General features: G+C 46.9%; 15 protein-coding genes. All 15 read left to right on the forward strand.

Annotated features, from left to right (window positions below; genetic code table 11):
- Window positions 1–366 precede the first annotated feature (366 nt).
- The 15 genes from AB4405_RS10360 to AB4405_RS10430 all read left to right on the forward strand — a co-directional run bounded on the left by AB4405_RS10360 (window position 367) and on the right by AB4405_RS10430 (window position 17251).
- Window positions 367–1497, forward strand: a complete 1131-nt coding sequence (locus tag AB4405_RS10360; protein ID WP_372060723.1) for a flagellin — start codon at window positions 367–369, stop codon at window positions 1495–1497.
- A 134-nt stretch (window positions 1498–1631) separates the two neighbouring features.
- A complete protein-coding gene (locus tag AB4405_RS10365; RefSeq protein WP_372060724.1) occupies window positions 1632–2093 on the forward strand; it encodes a flagellar protein FlaG in 462 nt (153 codons plus the stop codon).
- A gap of 60 nt (window positions 2094–2153) precedes the next feature.
- Window positions 2154–4100, forward strand: coding sequence for a flagellar filament capping protein FliD (gene fliD / locus AB4405_RS10370; RefSeq protein ID WP_372060725.1), 1947 nt, complete (start codon window positions 2154–2156; stop codon window positions 4098–4100).
- Window positions 4101–4182: 82 nt separating this feature from the next.
- Window positions 4183–4485 carry a flagellar protein FliT gene (locus tag AB4405_RS10375; RefSeq protein WP_372060726.1) on the forward strand — a complete coding sequence of 101 codons (303 nt, stop codon included), beginning with the start codon at window positions 4183–4185 and terminating at the stop codon, window positions 4483–4485.
- Window positions 4486–4495: 10 nt separating this feature from the next.
- Window positions 4496–4906, forward strand: a complete 411-nt coding sequence (gene fliS / locus AB4405_RS10380; RefSeq protein ID WP_102467624.1) for a flagellar export chaperone FliS — start codon at window positions 4496–4498, stop codon at window positions 4904–4906.
- Window positions 4907–5137: 231 nt separating this feature from the next.
- The gene (locus AB4405_RS10385; protein ID WP_372060727.1) at window positions 5138–6598 is read left to right on the forward strand and encodes a sigma-54 dependent transcriptional regulator; all 1461 of its coding nucleotides are present in this window, start codon (window positions 5138–5140) and stop codon (window positions 6596–6598) included.
- Between the two features lie 211 nt (window positions 6599–6809).
- Window positions 6810–7886 (forward strand): PAS domain-containing sensor histidine kinase, encoded by a 1077-nt coding sequence (locus AB4405_RS10390; RefSeq protein ID WP_102467626.1) that lies wholly within the window; start codon window positions 6810–6812, stop codon window positions 7884–7886.
- A complete protein-coding gene (locus AB4405_RS10395) occupies window positions 7886–9322 on the forward strand; it encodes a sigma-54-dependent transcriptional regulator (protein WP_372060967.1) in 1437 nt (478 codons plus the stop codon). The genes AB4405_RS10390 and AB4405_RS10395 overlap by 1 nt, the downstream gene beginning before the upstream one ends.
- A gap of 137 nt (window positions 9323–9459) precedes the next feature.
- Window positions 9460–9771 carry a flagellar hook-basal body complex protein FliE gene (gene fliE, locus AB4405_RS10400; protein WP_102467628.1) on the forward strand — a complete coding sequence of 104 codons (312 nt, stop codon included), beginning with the start codon at window positions 9460–9462 and terminating at the stop codon, window positions 9769–9771.
- Between the two features lie 51 nt (window positions 9772–9822).
- The gene (fliF, locus tag AB4405_RS10405) at window positions 9823–11529 is read left to right on the forward strand and encodes a flagellar basal-body MS-ring/collar protein FliF (RefSeq protein WP_372060968.1); all 1707 of its coding nucleotides are present in this window, start codon (window positions 9823–9825) and stop codon (window positions 11527–11529) included.
- Window positions 11529–12581: a flagellar motor switch protein FliG gene (gene fliG / locus AB4405_RS10410; RefSeq protein WP_372060728.1), complete on the forward strand. Its 1053-nt coding sequence runs from the start codon at window positions 11529–11531 to the stop codon at window positions 12579–12581. The genes fliF and fliG overlap by 1 nt, the downstream gene beginning before the upstream one ends.
- Window positions 12582–12602: 21 nt before the next feature.
- Complete coding sequence (gene fliH, locus AB4405_RS10415) at window positions 12603–13403, forward strand: flagellar assembly protein FliH (protein WP_372060729.1); 801 nt, start codon at window positions 12603–12605, stop codon at window positions 13401–13403.
- Window positions 13403–14722, forward strand: a complete 1320-nt coding sequence (gene fliI / locus AB4405_RS10420; RefSeq protein WP_372060730.1) for a flagellar protein export ATPase FliI — start codon at window positions 13403–13405, stop codon at window positions 14720–14722. The genes fliH and fliI overlap by 1 nt, the downstream gene beginning before the upstream one ends.
- Window positions 14723–14735: 13 nt before the next feature.
- A complete protein-coding gene (gene fliJ, locus AB4405_RS10425) occupies window positions 14736–15179 on the forward strand; it encodes a flagellar export protein FliJ (protein ID WP_372060731.1) in 444 nt (147 codons plus the stop codon).
- Between the two features lie 170 nt (window positions 15180–15349).
- Window positions 15350–17251: a flagellar hook-length control protein FliK gene (locus AB4405_RS10430; RefSeq protein ID WP_372060732.1), complete on the forward strand. Its 1902-nt coding sequence runs from the start codon at window positions 15350–15352 to the stop codon at window positions 17249–17251.
- The last annotated feature ends 25 nt before the right edge of the window (window positions 17252–17276 follow it).

Below are 17276 nucleotides of genomic sequence, written 5' to 3' on the forward strand. Positions count from 1 at the left end.
CAATGAGTCTGCTAGGTTAACGACATCACGTTGTGAATTGATAGCGTTTTGGATTGAATCGTTGTTGTTCATAATCGTCGCGACTCTTTATTATGAAACCAGAGCTTATGCTCTGGTTTTTTTCGTTTGAATGATCGCTAGAGCGTGCTTATTTGAAAAAAAATCAATAATTCAGTGAGTACGTTATTCCAGATCAGGATCACATTTGCCCAATCAATTGAATTAATTAGCCAAAAAGCGTTTTTTTTTCCTAAAGGTTCTAATTTAGTCGCCGTTAAAGGGAATGAGAGAAATGATATAGATGTGCCAACGTGAGGTGAGAGACTCGGCGGCCATCTACCCAAAAATGCCTAAGGAGATCAATTTATGGCGATTAATGTAAACACTAACGTGTCTGCAATGACAGCGCAGCGCTATCTAAGCACAGCTGCAGAGAACACCACCAAGTCAATGGAGCGTCTGTCTTCTGGCTATAAAATCAACAGCGCAAAAGATGACGCTGCGGGTCTACAAATTTCTAACCGTTTGAATGCACAAAGCCGTGGTCTAGACATGGCAGTGAAAAATGCCAATGATGGTATTTCAATTGCACAAACCGCAGAAGGGGCAATGGATGAATCGACAAACATCCTGCAACGTATGCGTGATTTGTCTCTTCAATCTTCAAATGGTTCTAACTCTAAGTCAGAGCGAGTGGCTATCCAAGAAGAAGTGACGGCGCTAAACGACGAATTAAACCGTATCGCTGAAACCACTTCATTTGGTGGTAACCGCCTTCTTAACGGTACGTACGGAACACAATCGTTCCAGATCGGTGCTGATTCAGGTGAAGCGGTTATGTTGTCTATGGGCAACATGCGTTCTGATACAACGGGTATGGGCGGTAAAAGCTACGCCTCTGAAGAAGGCAAAGATGCGAGCTGGCGCGTAGGTCAAGATGCACAGCTGACAATGAACTACACCAATAAACAAGGTGAAGAAGTTGAGCTTTCAATCACAGCCAAACAAGGTGATGACATTGAACAACTCGCTACTTACATCAACGGCCAAAGCGGCGATGTAAAAGCGTCTGTTAGTGAAGACGGAAAAATGCAGCTCTTTGCTGCTACTCAAAAAGTTGCCGGTGGGGTTGAATTTGGCGGTAACTTGGCCTCTGAACTGAGCATTGGTGATGCAAAAGACGTCACAGTAAAAGATATTGATGTCACGTCGGTTGGTGGTGCTCAAGAAGCCGTTGCGATTATTGATGGTGCGTTGAAAAATGTCGATTCAGAACGCGCGTCATTAGGTGCATTCCAAAACCGTTTTGATCATGCGATTAACAACCTCAGCAACATTAACGAGAATGTAAACGCATCAAATAGCCGCATCAAAGATACGGATTATGCAAAAGAAACGACAGCGATGACCAAGAACCAGATCTTGCAGCAAGCAAGTACTTCGATTCTGGCGCAAGCGAAACAATCACCGTCTGCAGCACTTAGTTTGTTAGGTTAATTCAAGGCAAGTACAACCTTAGGCAAGTCGTATTGACGGTTCATCATGGTAACCGTCAATTACCATGTTTAGCCCAATAACGATGAGGTATTGGGTTGAACGTGGGCAATTAAGGTGAGAAACGGGAGACTGTTATGGATATTTCATCCTATGCATCGAACATTCAGCCTTTTGCCACGTCTAGTGGCACAAAAATTGCTTCAGATAATACAACAAGTGCGGCAACACAGAGTCAATCGAATGAAAATCGGGTCAATCAAACACCCGATACTCATAGAGTGAACCCTGAGAAAAAAATTGAGAATGAAGCCTTATCGAAAGATAAGACTTCGCAAGTTATTCAACATATTGCGAAAGAGCGTCAAGATCTTAATGATGTTGAACGTGAGCGAATGGTAGAGCGTCTGGATGAGTTTTTAGCGACGATGAATACGAGTTTATCGATTCGTCGGGATGAAGACTCTGGGCGACACATTGTGACTATTTTTGCTAGTGATACCGGCGAGATAATTCGTCAGGTACCGGATGAAGATTTACTTGTTGTTCTCGAACGCCTTGAAAAACATGCCTCTGTCAGTATCGACATGCGAGTTTAATGGAACACCTCGCGTATTAAACGTATGCGTAGGGTGAGAGTATTAATTTGAAGCGGTTTGGTGAATATGGGCCCGATAGGGATGTCATCTGGCATGGATATCAATTCCATGGTGAGCAAAATAGTCAATGCAGAGCGCGTGCCTAAACAGCAACGTATTGACTATGAGCGTACTAAAATTGATTCCAGTATCAGTGCCTATGGGCGGCTCAGAGAGTCACTAGATACGATGAAAAACCTAATGGCAAACTTTCGTCAGGAAAAAGCGTTCGCAGTGCGCAGCGTGGATACTACTGAGGAAAATATTGTCACGGCAACCGCCTCTACGGATGCGATCGCTGGCAAATATGCAGTCGATGTATTGCAACTTGCTCAGAGCCATAAAGTGGCCTCCGATGTCGTTCCTGACGACACGAGGTTTGGGCCGGGCAAGTTGCAAATTTCTCTAGGCGAAGACAACTTCGACCTGTCTCTTAGTAAAAATTCTAAACTTGTTGATGTCGTTCGAGCGATTAACGGTGCTCGTGATAATCCTGGTATCCGTGCCTCGATCATTAAAGATATGAACGGACCCCGTCTTATCGTTGCCGCTAACCAATCTGGCGCCGAAAAAAACATTCTAATTGATGTCGAAGCTGAGGCTGGTAATGAACTGTTTCGCTTTGAGTACAAGACGATAGAGCAACGAGTAAAAGACCTTGAACAAGCTCAATCTGATGCTCTAGCGTTATTGGGGCTTCCTGACCAATCCTCCGAAATGGCCGCGACTGATGCGACATTGACGGATGAAGAAGCGAAGGCTCAAACAGATGTCGTTAACGATGACAACGCAGCACTGGATGACACTGCGGCCGATAGTGATATTGATACGCAAGCGAAACAAGAGGCAAAATCTGGCCGCCCAGAAGACTCCATTCCTGGTTGGACTGAGACCGCATCAGGCACATTGATGGATTCCTACCAAGCACCAGAGCCAGAACTCGACGATAAGGCATTGGCCAAATCCCAAGACGTGCCGGGTTGGACCAATACGGCCTCAGGAACACTCACCGATTCTTATGTCACACCAGCTGAAGCACAAGCAAAGTTAGAACAAGAACTAAAAGCTGAAAAAGCAGCCATTGCTAAAGCGGTTGCTGATGGTGATATGAGTGAAGCGGAAGCGAAACAGATTGAACGTGAAAAGCTCACGCCAGAAGAGCGTGAGCGAATTGAGAAAGTTGAAACAACGCGAGCGGAACTAGCGGAAGCTCAGCGTTCATTACAAGTCTACAACGGAATGGCTGAGGTTCAAGGCGCGCAAGACTCTATTGTTGTGCTTGATGGGGTCGCAGAGCTCGCAAGTAGCAATAACGTCATTGAGGATGCAATCGAAGGGGTTGATTTAACCTTAAAAGGTACCACCCAACCCGGTGAGCGCCCCGCTGAAATCGGCGTCGAGTACGATAGGCAAAGTGTCCGTGCGGACATCGAGCAGTTTGTTGGTGCCTATAACCAATTCTTCCAAGTATCCAAAGATTTGGCCAAGGCCGACCCAACGACGGGCCAAACTGGGCCATTAGCCGGTGATAGTGTAGTCCGAAGCGCAGACTCGCGTTTGAAAAGCGTATTCTCAAGCTCTGTGGAAGGGGCACCCGATGATCTTAAAACACTCACAGAATTCGGTATTACCACCACGCGACAAGGTAACCTAGAAATCAATTACCAGATGCTTGATAAGCAGCTGAATAACAATTTCAATAAGCTAGAAGATTTTTTTGGTGGTAATAATGGCTTTGCGAAAAAGGTCGAAGATGCCATTCATAGTATGACGGGTGTGACGGGTTCAATCCGAACTCGTGAGAAAAGTTTAACAGAGCGAAATTATAGCCTGAACGATGACCAAGTGACGCTAAATCGACGCATGGAAGGGCTGGAAAAACGGACCCATGACAAGTTTGCTGCGATGCAAGATGCGACCGGAAAGATGCAATCACAATTGGCAGGAATGATGAATGCTTTGTCTTAACGTAGGTGCACTTTGGGTGACACGGCAAAACGAGACATTAGACTATTTAACTTGCTGTTAATGATGGGAAAAGGTCTGGGAAGTGACGATATTCAAACAACTACGTGATACGGATCACCAATTGCTATCACATTTGGAAAATCTTGAGTTAAATACTGAAGAAATTCACATCTTGGTCGATACAAGAGAACAGATAATAAAGACGTTGATTGCTGCTTGTGAGCGTAACCCTCGTTTAAAACAGAGTGAGGAGTGGCGGCTAGCGGTTGAACAGACCCAGCACGTCACCACCAAGATGCATTCTAAAACCGAACAACTCGGACTGTCGCTCAGAAAATACCGACATGGTAATAAATCTTTGCAGCAGTACCAAAAATTTATTTGAGAGGACAGTGATGCGTGGTTCATTACAAGCTTACAAGAAAGTATCCGTAGACAGCCAGCTTAGTGCTGCCTCACCGCACAAAGTCATCCAGATGCTGATGGGCGGAGCGATAGAAAGACTGATTCAAGCCAAAGCGGCGATGCAGCAAGGCAATATCCCTGTGAAGGGAGAGCGTATCGGTAAAGCGCTTGATATCATTATTGCATTGCGCAGCTGCCTTTCGATGGACGATGGTGGGGATATCGCGAAGAACCTTGACCAACTTTATGAGTTTATGATCACTCAAATTACGGAAGCCAACCATCATAATAACCCTGAGCCTATCGACGACGTTATCGATATTATTCGCGAAATTAAGTCTGCATGGGACCAAATCCCAGCCGGTTTTCACAATTTAACCGCGGAAGAAGTCGGTATTTAAGCGGAATTAACCTCTTAAACTGAGGGCGATGAAGTTGCCTTATAAGGTTATTGTCAATAGAATAGACGCCATCCGATGCCAGATGGCGTTTTTTTGTTTCCAACTCGCTATTTTATAAAGTCAATTGTATAAAGTGACCAATTGGTAAGTGAGTGGCGCTTATAGAGTGCAATGACAAATATTTGACGTTACTTTGGTGATCATTTTTTATCGAGGCGTTACTCTCACAAGATGCATGGTTTAGCTAAATTACTCGTCATCGCTGACGATGAGAAAATTCGTACCAATCTAAACACCATTTTAGAGTTTGTCGGCGAGCACTGTGTCACGATTCCTTCAAGTGATATCCATCAAGTTGATTGGTCCCAAGCATGGTCAGGTTGCATTGTAGGGGCAGTAAGTCACCCTACCTTTTCTAAAGCCTTATTATCTCAACTCTCGCAGAGTAATCACGTGCCGTTGCTTGTCACGAGCGAGTTCTCTGGAATGGTAGAGCCACTGACGAATTATGTTGGTGAGCTTGAGTTACCTCTGAATTATCCGCAACTGAGTGATGCGCTGCGACATTGCCAAGATTTTCTAGGGCGCAAAGGCGTTCAAGTTCCCTCGAACAGTCGGAAAAACACCTTATTTAGAAGCCTTGTTGGCCAAAGTAAGGGTATCCAAGACGTACGACACCTTATTGAGCAAGTGTCTGGCTCGGAAGCTAGCGTACTTATATTGGGTGAGTCAGGGACGGGAAAAGAGGTTGTTGCCCGCAATATTCATTATCATTCGAGCCGCCGTGGTGGGCCATTTGTACCTATCAACTGTGGGGCGATTCCCCCCGATCTTCTCGAAAGTGAACTGTTCGGTCATGAGAAGGGAGCGTTTACAGGCGCGATTACTTCTCGAAAAGGCCGCTTTGAACTAGCAGAAGGCGGGACATTATTTTTAGACGAAATTGGCGATATGCCAATGTCGATGCAGGTCAAGTTACTGCGAGTTTTGCAAGAGCGAGTCTTTGAGCGTGTTGGCGGGACGGTGGTGTTAAAGGCCAACGTACGTATTGTCGCTGCCACTCACCGCAATCTGGAAAATATGATTCAATGTGGAGATTTTCGTGAGGATCTTTTCTACCGTTTGAACGTGTTTCCAATTGAAATGCCATCATTAAAAGACCGAAAAGAAGACATCCCACTGTTGCTACAAGAACTCCTAACTCGCTTAGAGGCGGAAGGGGGGCAACCTATCTGTTTCACACCGCGTTCGGTGAACTCGTTAATGGAACATGATTGGCCGGGGAATGTACGAGAACTCGCGAATCTAGTGGAAAGAATGGTGATTCTGTACCCGAACAGCTTAGTGGATGTCAATCACTTACCAGTGAAGTATCGCTATAGTGATATCCCAGAATTCCAGCCTGAAATGAATGCCTTTAAAACGGTGGAAGAACAAGAGCGCGATGCTTTAGACAGCATTTTCTCTGATGATTTTAGCCTCAGTGAGCCAGAAATCGACGATTACAACGCCCCTCAAGCGTTACCCGCAGAAGGGGTCAATCTGAAAGAGATGCTGGCAGACTTGGAAGTGAATATGATTAACCAAGCACTAGATGCCCAAGATGGCATTGTTGCTCGCGCCGCGGATATGCTTGGAATGAGACGAACAACGCTTGTAGAGAAAATGAGAAAATACAGTCTAAATCGCTAGCCTGCGTGATGTGAGTCACACTAAATATTGACGCGGCATTTTTTTGACGCACTATGATTGTTATAAAACAAAGACTTAAGCCCGGCATGCCTTTTGCATTACGGGCTTAAGTTGTTTTTACAGAACTGTATATTCTAAGCTGGGAGTGTCGGCGTCATATCTACGATGTCACACGTGCTGCGCTTGGCAAAGAAAAAGGAATGCTTCATCCATGAACTTGTCGTCACATGATGCCGCCGATCTGAACGAGCCGTCGTCTTCACATTTGGATTCTTTGGAATCACAAGTGGAGCGTTATCAGCAAGTTATAGAAGCAATGCCTGCTGGTGTCATTTTATTGGATACCCAGGGTGTGGTGAGGGAAGCGAATCCTGAGGCGCACCGAATTCTTGAATTGCCACTCGTTGGTCAAAAATGGTTTCATTTGATTCAGGTAGTTTTTGACCCTAAAGAAGATGATGGTCATGAGGTGTCATTACGTAATGGACGGAAAGTACGCCTAGCGATTTCCGCCTCTTCGACGGGGCAACTGATACTGATCACCGATTTAACCGAAACGCGTCTGCTTCAGTCAAGAGTCAGTGACTTACAACGTTTGTCTTCGTTAGGGCGGATGGTGGCGTCATTGGCCCACCAGGTGCGCACGCCGTTATCGAGCGCCATGTTATATGCCTCCAACCTAGGGGCGCCTAACCTGAATGACGCTACACGTTCACGGTTTCAAATCAAGCTTGTGGATCGACTCCACGACCTCGAGAAGCAGGTGAATGACATGCTGTTGTTTGCTAAGGGAGGCGACAACAAAGTGGTTCAGCCTTTTTCATTAAAGGACTTGGTTGGTGAGTACCAACCGATGGTTGAGACAACGTTGAAAAGTAATCACATCGATTATTTCATCGAAGTGGAACAAGACCACGTTGAACTGCTGGGTAATGCGAATGCGATCGCATCGGCGTTGAGTAATCTGGTGTTAAATGCGGTGCAGATTAGCGGGAAAGAAGCCCAAGTCGATGTGTTTTTTCGCCCAGTAAACAATGAACTAAAGATTTCAGTACAGGACAATGGTCCTGGCGTTCCTAAAGAATTACAGCAAAGCATAATGGAACCGTTTTTTACCACTCGCTCGCAAGGCACAGGCTTGGGTTTAGCGGTAGTGCAAATGGTGTGTCGCGCCCATAACGGTCGACTCGAATTGATTTCAGAAGTAGGTGAAGGGGCGTGTTTTACGATGTGCCTGCCTCTTGCAGAACAGCCTGCTTCTGACGCAACACAACAAGGACAAGAATGATGGCTCAAAGCAAAGTATTGATTGTAGAGGATGACGAGGGGTTGCGTGAGGCGCTCGTCGATACATTAGCGCTCGCAGGCTACGACTGGGTAGAAGCGGATTGTGCTGAAGATGCCTTGGTGAAATTAAAAACCCAACCTGTCGATATTGTCGTCTCCGACGTACAAATGGCGGGAATGGGCGGTCTAGCGCTACTTAGAAATATTAAGCAGCACTGGCCTAATTTACCGGTTTTGCTTATGACCGCGTATGCCAATATTGAAGACGCTGTTGCTGCGATGAAAGAAGGCGCGATTGATTACATGGCGAAGCCGTTTGCACCTGAAGTACTGTTGAACATGGTGAGCCGTTACGCTCCGGTAAAATCGGACAGCAATGGCGATGCTATTGTCGCCGATCCGAAGAGTATTCAATTACTGGCGCTGGCGGACAAAGTGGCTAAAACGGATGCTAGTGTCATGGTGCTTGGGCCGAGCGGGTCGGGTAAAGAAGTGATGTCGCGTTATATTCATAATCAGTCGCTGCGGTCTAATGGCCCCTTTATTGCCATTAACTGTGCAGCAATACCAGATAATATGTTGGAAGCGACCTTATTTGGTTATGAGAAAGGCGCGTTTACTGGCGCAATACAAGCTTGCCCGGGAAAGTTTGAGCAAGCGCAGGGCGGCACCATTTTACTTGATGAAGTCAGTGAGATGGAGCTTAATCTACAAGCGAAGCTATTACGTGTTCTGCAAGAACGAGAGGTTGAACGTCTAGGGAGCCGAAAAAGCATTGCGTTAGATGTTCGTGTTCTTGCGACAAGTAACCGCGATCTTAAGCAATATGTCCAAGAGGGTAATTTCCGTGAAGATTTGTATTATCGCTTGAACGTCTTCCCAATTTCTTGGCCTGCGCTTCGTGAGCGAACAGGCGACATCGCGCCTTTAGCCACGCATTTAACAGAAAGACACTGCCAGAAGTTAGGTCTTCCAGTGCCAACATTTAGTGAGTCGGCGCTGACTAAACTCATGCAATATCCTTGGCCTGGCAATGTCCGTGAACTCGATAATGTTGTGCAACGAGCGCTAATTCTTTGTGACCACGCGACGATTGCCCCTGAACATATCCTGTTAGAAGGTGTCGATTGGCAGGATGCGGTAGGCTTGCAGCAAGCGGTCGCCAACCCCAATACGGAAAGCGTGACCGAGCAAGTTCCCGCCACACCAGTTGTTGCGCCAATTGCCGACCCGACACACAGTGCTGATAAATTGATGTCTGTAGGAGAAGGGCTAGGCGGTGAGCTGCGAGACCAAGAATTTGCCATTATTCTCGAGACCTTAAAAGAGTGCGAAGGTCGCCGTAAAGAAATGTCAGAGAAACTGGGTATTAGCCCACGTACCTTGCGTTACAAGCTAGCGAAAATGCGTGACGCGGGCATTGAAATTTCTAATTAGAACGCTGTTGACGTCGTGTTTTCACCGTGTTGCTGCTAGTCATTGTGATACATTTCATGGCATAATTTTTGCTGATAACTAATACAGCGCTGACAAATGAAGGACACTGTCAAGAAAGTGACAGTGATTGAGAAAGCATGAGAGTAGATGGATTAAACACTGAGATGCACGCCATGATGCTGGAAGCATCAAGCTCACAAGCGACGCCAACCGCAAAGCAAGTGGGTGCAGACTTTGGTGACATGCTTTCACAAGCAGTAAACAATGTGAATGGACTACAAAAATCGTCGGGTAACTTGCAGATGCGTTTTGATCGAGGCGATGCCGATGTGTCGCTCTCTGATGTCATGATTGCCAGAAACAAATCCAGCGTAGCCTTTGAGGCGACTATCCAAGTGCGAAATAAGCTTGTTGATGCCTACAAACAGCTCATGAATATGCCCGTATAATTTAGGTAGTAGACAGTGGCTCAAGATAATCATTCAACAGATGTAACGGTAATGGATGGCGCGGATTCCAGTATGGTCGCGAGTTCAGAACTCATCGACGGACAAAACCCGGACATCAACGAAAAAAGCAGCTCTAAGTTTGACTTGGCGGTGGGTGACCTCGACCTTTTAAGACAGATCGTCTTAGTCCTCTCAATTTCGATTTGTGTGGCCTTGATTGTGATGTTGTTTTTTTGGGTGAAAGAGCCTGAAATGCGTCCATTAGGGGTATATGAAACGGAAGAACTCATTCCGGTCCTAGACTATCTTGATCAGAAAAAAGTCGAATATAAGCTTGAGGGTAATGCCCTAAGTGTGCCGGTTAGTCAATACAGTAACTTGAAACTTGATATGGTGCGAGCTGGTTTGAATCGCGCTTCCAATACTGGCGACGATATCCTAATGCAAGACATGGGTTTCGGTGTCTCGCAGCGTCTTGAACAAGAGCGCTTGAAGCTGAGTCGAGAGCGGCAACTTGGTAAAGCCATTGAACAAATGAAGCAGATTCGTGGGGCGCGTGTTCTACTAGCCCTGCCGAAGCAAAGTGTCTTCGTCCGTCATAACCAAGAAGCCTCCGCCTCGGTTTTCCTTACGCTGGCTACGGGCTCTGTGCTTAAGCGTCAAGAAGTCGACTCGGTTGTTGATATGGTCGCAAGTGCTGTACCTGGCATGAAGACCACTCGAATCACGGTCACGGATCAGCACGGCCGATTGTTAAGCTCGGGCTCACAAGATGCGACCTCAGCGGCAAGAAGAAAAGAGCAAGAACTTGAGCAAAACCAAGAGCAAGCTCTGCGTGAGAAAATCGACTCGGTATTAATCCCTATTTTAGGTTTGGGTAACTATACCGCGCAGGTGGACATTGAACTCGATTTTAGCGCTGTTGAGCAAACTCGAAAGCAGTTTGACCCCAACACTCCTGCGACGAGAAGTGAGTACACACTTGAAGATTACAATAACGGCAATGCCGTCGCTGGTGTACCCGGCGCATTAAGTAATCAGCCCCCCGCTGACGCCTCCATTCCAACCGACGTCGCTCAAATGAAGGACGGCTCGATGCTTGGACAAGGTTCCGTGCATAAAGAAGCGACTCGTAACTTTGAATTAGATACCACCATCAGTCATGAGCGTAAGCAAAGTGGCGTGGTGAACCGACAGACGGTTGCCGTTGCCATTAAAAACCGTGCACAAGTCAACCCTGATACTGGCGATGTCACCTATGTGCCTCGCTCTGAAAGTGAACTGGCGGCAATCCGACAAATATTGATTGGTTCGGTTGGTTTTAGCGAGAGTCGAGGCGATCTACTCAATGTATTGAGCATGACGTTTGAGACCCCCGTGACGGAACAACTCGCGGATGTACCTTTGTGGGAGCACCCTAACTTCAATGACTGGATTCGTTGGTTTGCGAGCGCAATGGTCATCATTGTTGTTGTGTTGGTCTTAATCCGTCCAGCAATGAAAAAACTTCTTAATCCTGCGGTGCAAGAAAGCGATGATCAGCTTTATGGCCCAGATGGCTTACCACTTGGAGCCGATGGTGAGACAAGTTTGATTGGTGGGGACATCGATAGTAGTGAATTGTTTGAGTTTAGCACCGGGATTGACTTACCTAACTTACACAAAGATGAAGACGTCTTGAAAGCAGTTCGAGCGCTGGTGGCGAATGAGCCGGAGCTTGCTGCGCAAGTTGTGAAAAATTGGATGGTTGAAAACTAATGGCAAATGACTTAATACCCAGTAATGGTGGGCAGGTGGCCGATACCACCGTCGATATCTCTAACATTAGTGGTGAAGAAAAAGCCGCCATCTTACTGCTGAGTTTAAATGAACAAGACGCGGCCAGCATTATTCGTCACCTTGAACCCAAACAGGTTCAGCGTGTGGGCGGCGCAATGGCGCGAGCGAGTGATTTGAGTCAAGACAAGGTCGGTGCGGTGCATCGTGCATTTCTAGAAGATATTCAAAAGTACACCAATATTGGCATGGGTAGTGAAGACTTCATGCGTAATACCTTGGTGGCAGCACTGGGCGAAGACAAGGCCAACAACTTAGTGGACCAAATTTTATTGGGGACCGGCTCAAAAGGCTTGGACTCTTTGAAGTGGATGGACCCTCGTCAGGTCGCCAGCATTATCATTAATGAGCACCCACAGATTCAAACCATTGTCCTGTCGTATCTAGAAGCGGACCAGTCGGCGGAAATTTTATCGCAGTTTCCAGAGCGTGTTCGTCTTGACCTTATGATGCGTATTGCCAACCTAGAAGAAGTACAACCTTCGGCTCTGGCAGAATTGAACGAAATTATGGAGAAACAGTTTGCTGGTCAGGCGGGGGCTCAAGCCGCGAAGATCGGTGGCCTGAAAGCAGCGGCGGAGATCATGAACTACCTAGACAACAGTGTCGAAGGCATACTCATGGATCAAATTCGCGACCAAGACGAAGATATGGCGACCTATATCCAAGACCTGATGTTTGTATTTGAGAACCTTATTGAGGTTGATGACCAAGGTATTCAGAAACTGCTTAGAGACGTCCCGCAAGATGTCTTGCAACGTGCACTCAAGGGTGCCGATGAAGGCCTTAAAGAGAAAATCTTTGGCAATATGTCTAAACGTGCTGCCGATATGATGCGTGAAGATATTGAGGCAATGCCGCCAGTCCGTGTCGCTGATGTAGAGTCGGCGCAAAAAGAGATCCTGACCATTGCGAGAAAAATGGCCGACAGCGGAGAGTTGATGCTTTCTGGTGGTGCGGACGAATTCTTGTAATGCCAATGAAAGGTAACAATCATGGCTGGAGATAGAAAGCGCGGTTTTTTGCGTCCTTCAGAAGATAATACAATGGAATCCGCGCACTCGTGGGGTTTGCCTGATTACACATCGCAAACCAACCAACAAGCCCGCGAAACTGCATTTAACTACGATCCAAGCTGGACACCTAGCGATGAACCCGTATTAGAAGACGCGCCGTTTGAGCTAACTGAAGAACAGATTGAACTCATCAAGCAAGGCGCTTATCAAGAAGGCTTATTTCAAGGACAAGAAGCCGGATTTAAGCAAGGGTTTGAAAAGGGCAAAGAAGAAGGCCTAGCGGCTGGCCATCAAGAAGGGTTAGATCTTGGTAAAGCCGAAGGTGTTGCTGCCGGTGAAGAATACATTAAACAACAGGTCGAAATTTTCATGGGCATGGCTAATCAATTCGCTCAACCGCTTGAACTGATGAACCATCAAGTTGAAAAGCAGCTAGTGGATATGGTACTGACTTTAGTCAAAGAAGTCGTGCACGTTGAGGTGCAGACCAACCCTCAGTTTATTCTCGATACAGTGAAGCAATCCGTTGAGGTTCTGCCTATTGCCGGCCATGCTATTACGCTTAAGCTTCACCCAGCTGATGTCGATATTATTCGCGCCGCGTACGGAGATGCTGAGTTAGATATCCGTAACTGGACACTGGTCGTTGAGCCCGCTCTTAGTCGTGGCGATGTGCAAATTGAAGCGGGCGAATCGAGCGTGAGCTACAAAATGGAAGAGCGCATTCGCAGTGTATTGCAAAGTTTTTGTGGTACCAACCGTCACCAAGGTGCTGATTGATGCAGGGGCTGTCTGACCGCCTGGCACAGTATAAAGTGTCTGGGCATAAATCACGCGCAGTTGCCTCAGGTAAGCTTGTCCGAGTGGTTGGTTTGACGCTAGAAGCAACGGGTTGTAAAGCCCCAATTGGCAGTTTGTGCAAAGTTGAAACCATGGGTGGTGAAATGGAAGCCGAGGTGGTGGGGTTTTCTGGTGAACATCTTTTCTTAATGCCCAGTGAGCAGATTACCGGTATTTTGCCAGGGGCACGAGTGACCCCAATGACGGCTGAAACAGGATTGCCTGTTGGGATGGAGTTACTTGGTCGAGTGATTGACGGTGTAGGTAACCCCCTTGATGGGTTAGGTGATATATACACAGAGAAACGCGCGTCATTCAATGCTCAACCAATTAACCCACTAGCACGTAAACCCATTTCTGAGCCATTGGATGTGGGGTTAAAAGCCATCAATGGTTTGTTGACCGTCGGTAAAGGTCAGCGAATTGGCTTGTTTGCCGGTTCTGGTGTCGGTAAATCGGTAACCTTAGGGATGATGACCCGAGGCACGACCGCACAAGTTGTCGTCGTGGGTTTGATTGGTGAGCGTGGCCGAGAAGTTAAAGAATTTATTGAAGAAATCCTTGGAACGACAGGTCGCCAGCGCTCCGTTGTGGTGGCTGCCCCAGCCGATTCTTCGCCGTTGATGCGATTGAAAGGCTGCCAAACAGCATTGACTATTGCCGAATATTTTCGAGATCAGGGGCTTGATGTCCTGTTACTTATGGATTCATTAACGCGTTTTGCACAAGCACAGCGTGAGATTGCGCTCTCCGTGGGTGAGCCGCCGGCGACGAAAGGTTATCCACCGTCGGTATTTGCTAAGCTTCCAGCCTTAGTGGAAAGAGCGGGCAATGGCGATGACAACCAAGGTTCGATAACCGCATTCTTTACCGTGTTGACGGAAGGGGATGACCTCCAAGACCCTATTGCTGATGCATCACGAGCTATATTAGATGGTCACATTGTATTATCTCGTGAAATGGCGGATGCTGGCCATTACCCTGCCATCGACGTAGAGAAGTCGGTGAGTCGTGTGATGCCACAAATTACAGACGATCAACATGTATTGATGTCTAAAGCGGTGAGACAAGTCTTATCGGTATGTCGAAAGAACCAAGATTTAGTGTCAATCGGTGCGTATAAACCCGGTACCGACCCTGCTATTGATGCGGCATTTACGTTAAAACCTAAGCTCGATCAGTATCTTCAGCAAAGCATGAAAGAAAGTGTTCCGTACGATATGTGTGTGAATATGCTCAAGCAAATATTACAAGGTTAGTTGATCATCGTTTATGGATAATGCGCTCGATTTTCTATTAAGCCAAGCGAAGGATAATGAACAACAAGCAGTGTTGGCGCTGAATAAAGCACGCTCTGAATTGGACGGCTATTATGAGCAGGTTAAACAGATAGAACAATATCGTCTCGACTACTGTAATCAACTTGTGCGACGAGGGAAAGAAGGGCTAACGGCCAGCGAATACGGCCACCTGAACCGTTTTTTGACGCAACTTGATGAAACCCTCACAAAGCAAAAAACGGCCGAGTCACACTTCAAGCAGCAGGTTGAAGACTGCCAAGAGTTTTGGCATAACACGCGTAAGCAGCGTCGTTCATATGAATGGATGTTAGACAAAAAGGCAAAAGAAAAAGCACGCTTAGCGGATAAAAAAGAACAACAAGAGATGGATGAGTTTTCTAATCTATTGTTTGCTCGAAGAAAGACACAACGTTAGATTGTCACAGTTTTTGAAGCCCATAATGACCACGCTACGTGGTTTCATTACTCGCCGTCTTCTGCCCGCCCGATACTCCGGTATAATAATTGCATCGTAACCACCAATAAAGCGTGGTGGCAGTGTGTTGCCTCTCGTCGTGTCATTAATATTATATAGGCCCGAATGGAATGAGTCTGTCTATCTCAAGCAATAATGTGTCGCCAGCGTCTAACCTCAAATCAAGTGGCGACCCTATATCGACAAAAGACATCCCAGCCTCTTCAGAGGAAGCTGGCTTTTTCGATACGTTGAAAAACGCATTGGCGGGTAGTAATTCAGATGAAAAACAAAAGCTTGACGGTTCAGAAATAAAAAATGACCGCTCTGATACGGCGAGTACTTCGGTTGCCGATAACGCACCAATACCTGATGCAGCGCTGGCGGCCAGCGATGATGACGGTGAAATGATTCAATCGGATACTGACGTTGCCCCGAAAAATAACTCAAGTGCCTCCCAAGCAGAAGTAAAACCGTCGAAAGCTTCTGAGCACGAAGTGGAAGATAGTTCAGAGCAAGGCGTCAATAAAATGGCGTTAGTGGCGGGAACAACCAGTGCGGAGATTGATAGTCACGCAAAACAAGGCACTTCAGGGGCTCACGCGACGGAATGGACAGCGCAAAACACACCTTCTCAAGAGCCGTCTTCTGATAAGTCACCGGTTAAAAATACTAACGCTCAACATACCATGGATGAGAGCGCTCAACTGTTGAGCCGATTAGACGAATCAAACAAGGCACTGAAAGCCGCACCAACCAATTCAGTCGATAGCAGTGAACAAGCATTCGTCGCGGCAGGCGTTGCCACAACGGCTTCTAAAGATTCAACCGTTATTGGTGAAGAGCGAGCAATAAACGCTAGCGAAATAGCGGCTTCTAATGACGTTACTCGCTTAGTTGATGGTCAAGCGCTGAATGAAAATGCTGCGCAAGCCGTTGATGATACGGCCCCTGATGTTATCGTGCCAGGCACTGTAACCGCTGTCGATACACCAACGTCGTCCACATCAATTCAAAGCACCGAGGCGGTATCACAAACTGGTAAAGCAGCATTAGCGGCATCGAGTGATGGAACCGTTAAAGCCGATACTAGTTCGCCGCTAAGTCATTCAACGCAAAATCAGCCATCTAAGAGCCAATCTTCTCAGATCGTTTGGTCTCAAGCTGATACCTCCAATGAAGCTAAGCTGGAAGGTAAAGCATCCTTACTGGCGGCTGGCGCTTCCGCTGATAAATCTATGGCGCAATTATCTGCACAAGCACAAGCACAAGCACAAACATCCGGGGCTGCCACTAATATACCGCCATCAACGCTACCTGCATCAGGTTCACATGAAGGTGCCGCTGTGACGGGCACACTTGCTGCGGCGAGTCTGATGGCGAATAAAGATCCTAGTCATGCCGTCAAGGCGTCGGTTGACGCATCTTTGTTAGGGACAAAAGGCATTGCAGGTACCAATCCGAAAGGGTTGAAGCCCACCCAGACGCTAGGTAGTGAGCCATTAAACGGGCTGACACAAGCTTCTGCCGCAGGTGCCGCCCTTGGTACGCAGGCACTTCGAGCGGACCAAGCTCAGGGCACGACAAATGTACAATCGCCACTGGTGTTAACAAAAGAAAACGCGAGTGATCAGGTGTCAGAGCGCATCCAAATGATGATGGCTAAGAATCTGAAACAAATTGATATTCGATTGGATCCTCCAGAGTTGGGACGCATGCAAATCCGCATGACACTGAATAGTGACTCGGCAACGGTACACTTTACCGTACAAAACCAACAAACTCGTGAGATGGTGGATCAGTCGATGCCAAGGCTACGTGAGATGCTCTCTCAACAAGGTATTCAATTGGCAGACACCTCTGTCCAACAACAGAACTCAGGACAACAACAGCGGCATGCCTCTCATGGTCCACAGGATCAGACATCAAGTGGTGTAGGAAGTGCTCAAGGTGATTCTGATACCATGGAAGAAGGTGTCACTATGACTGCAAATATCTCTAAAAAAGAAGACGGTATAAGTTATTATGCCTAATGTGTGGGTTCGGCTCTAAACGCGA

This window comes from Vibrio sp. 10N.261.51.F12 (genome assembly GCF_041471725.1).
GTDB lineage: Bacteria > Pseudomonadota > Gammaproteobacteria > Enterobacterales > Vibrionaceae > Vibrio.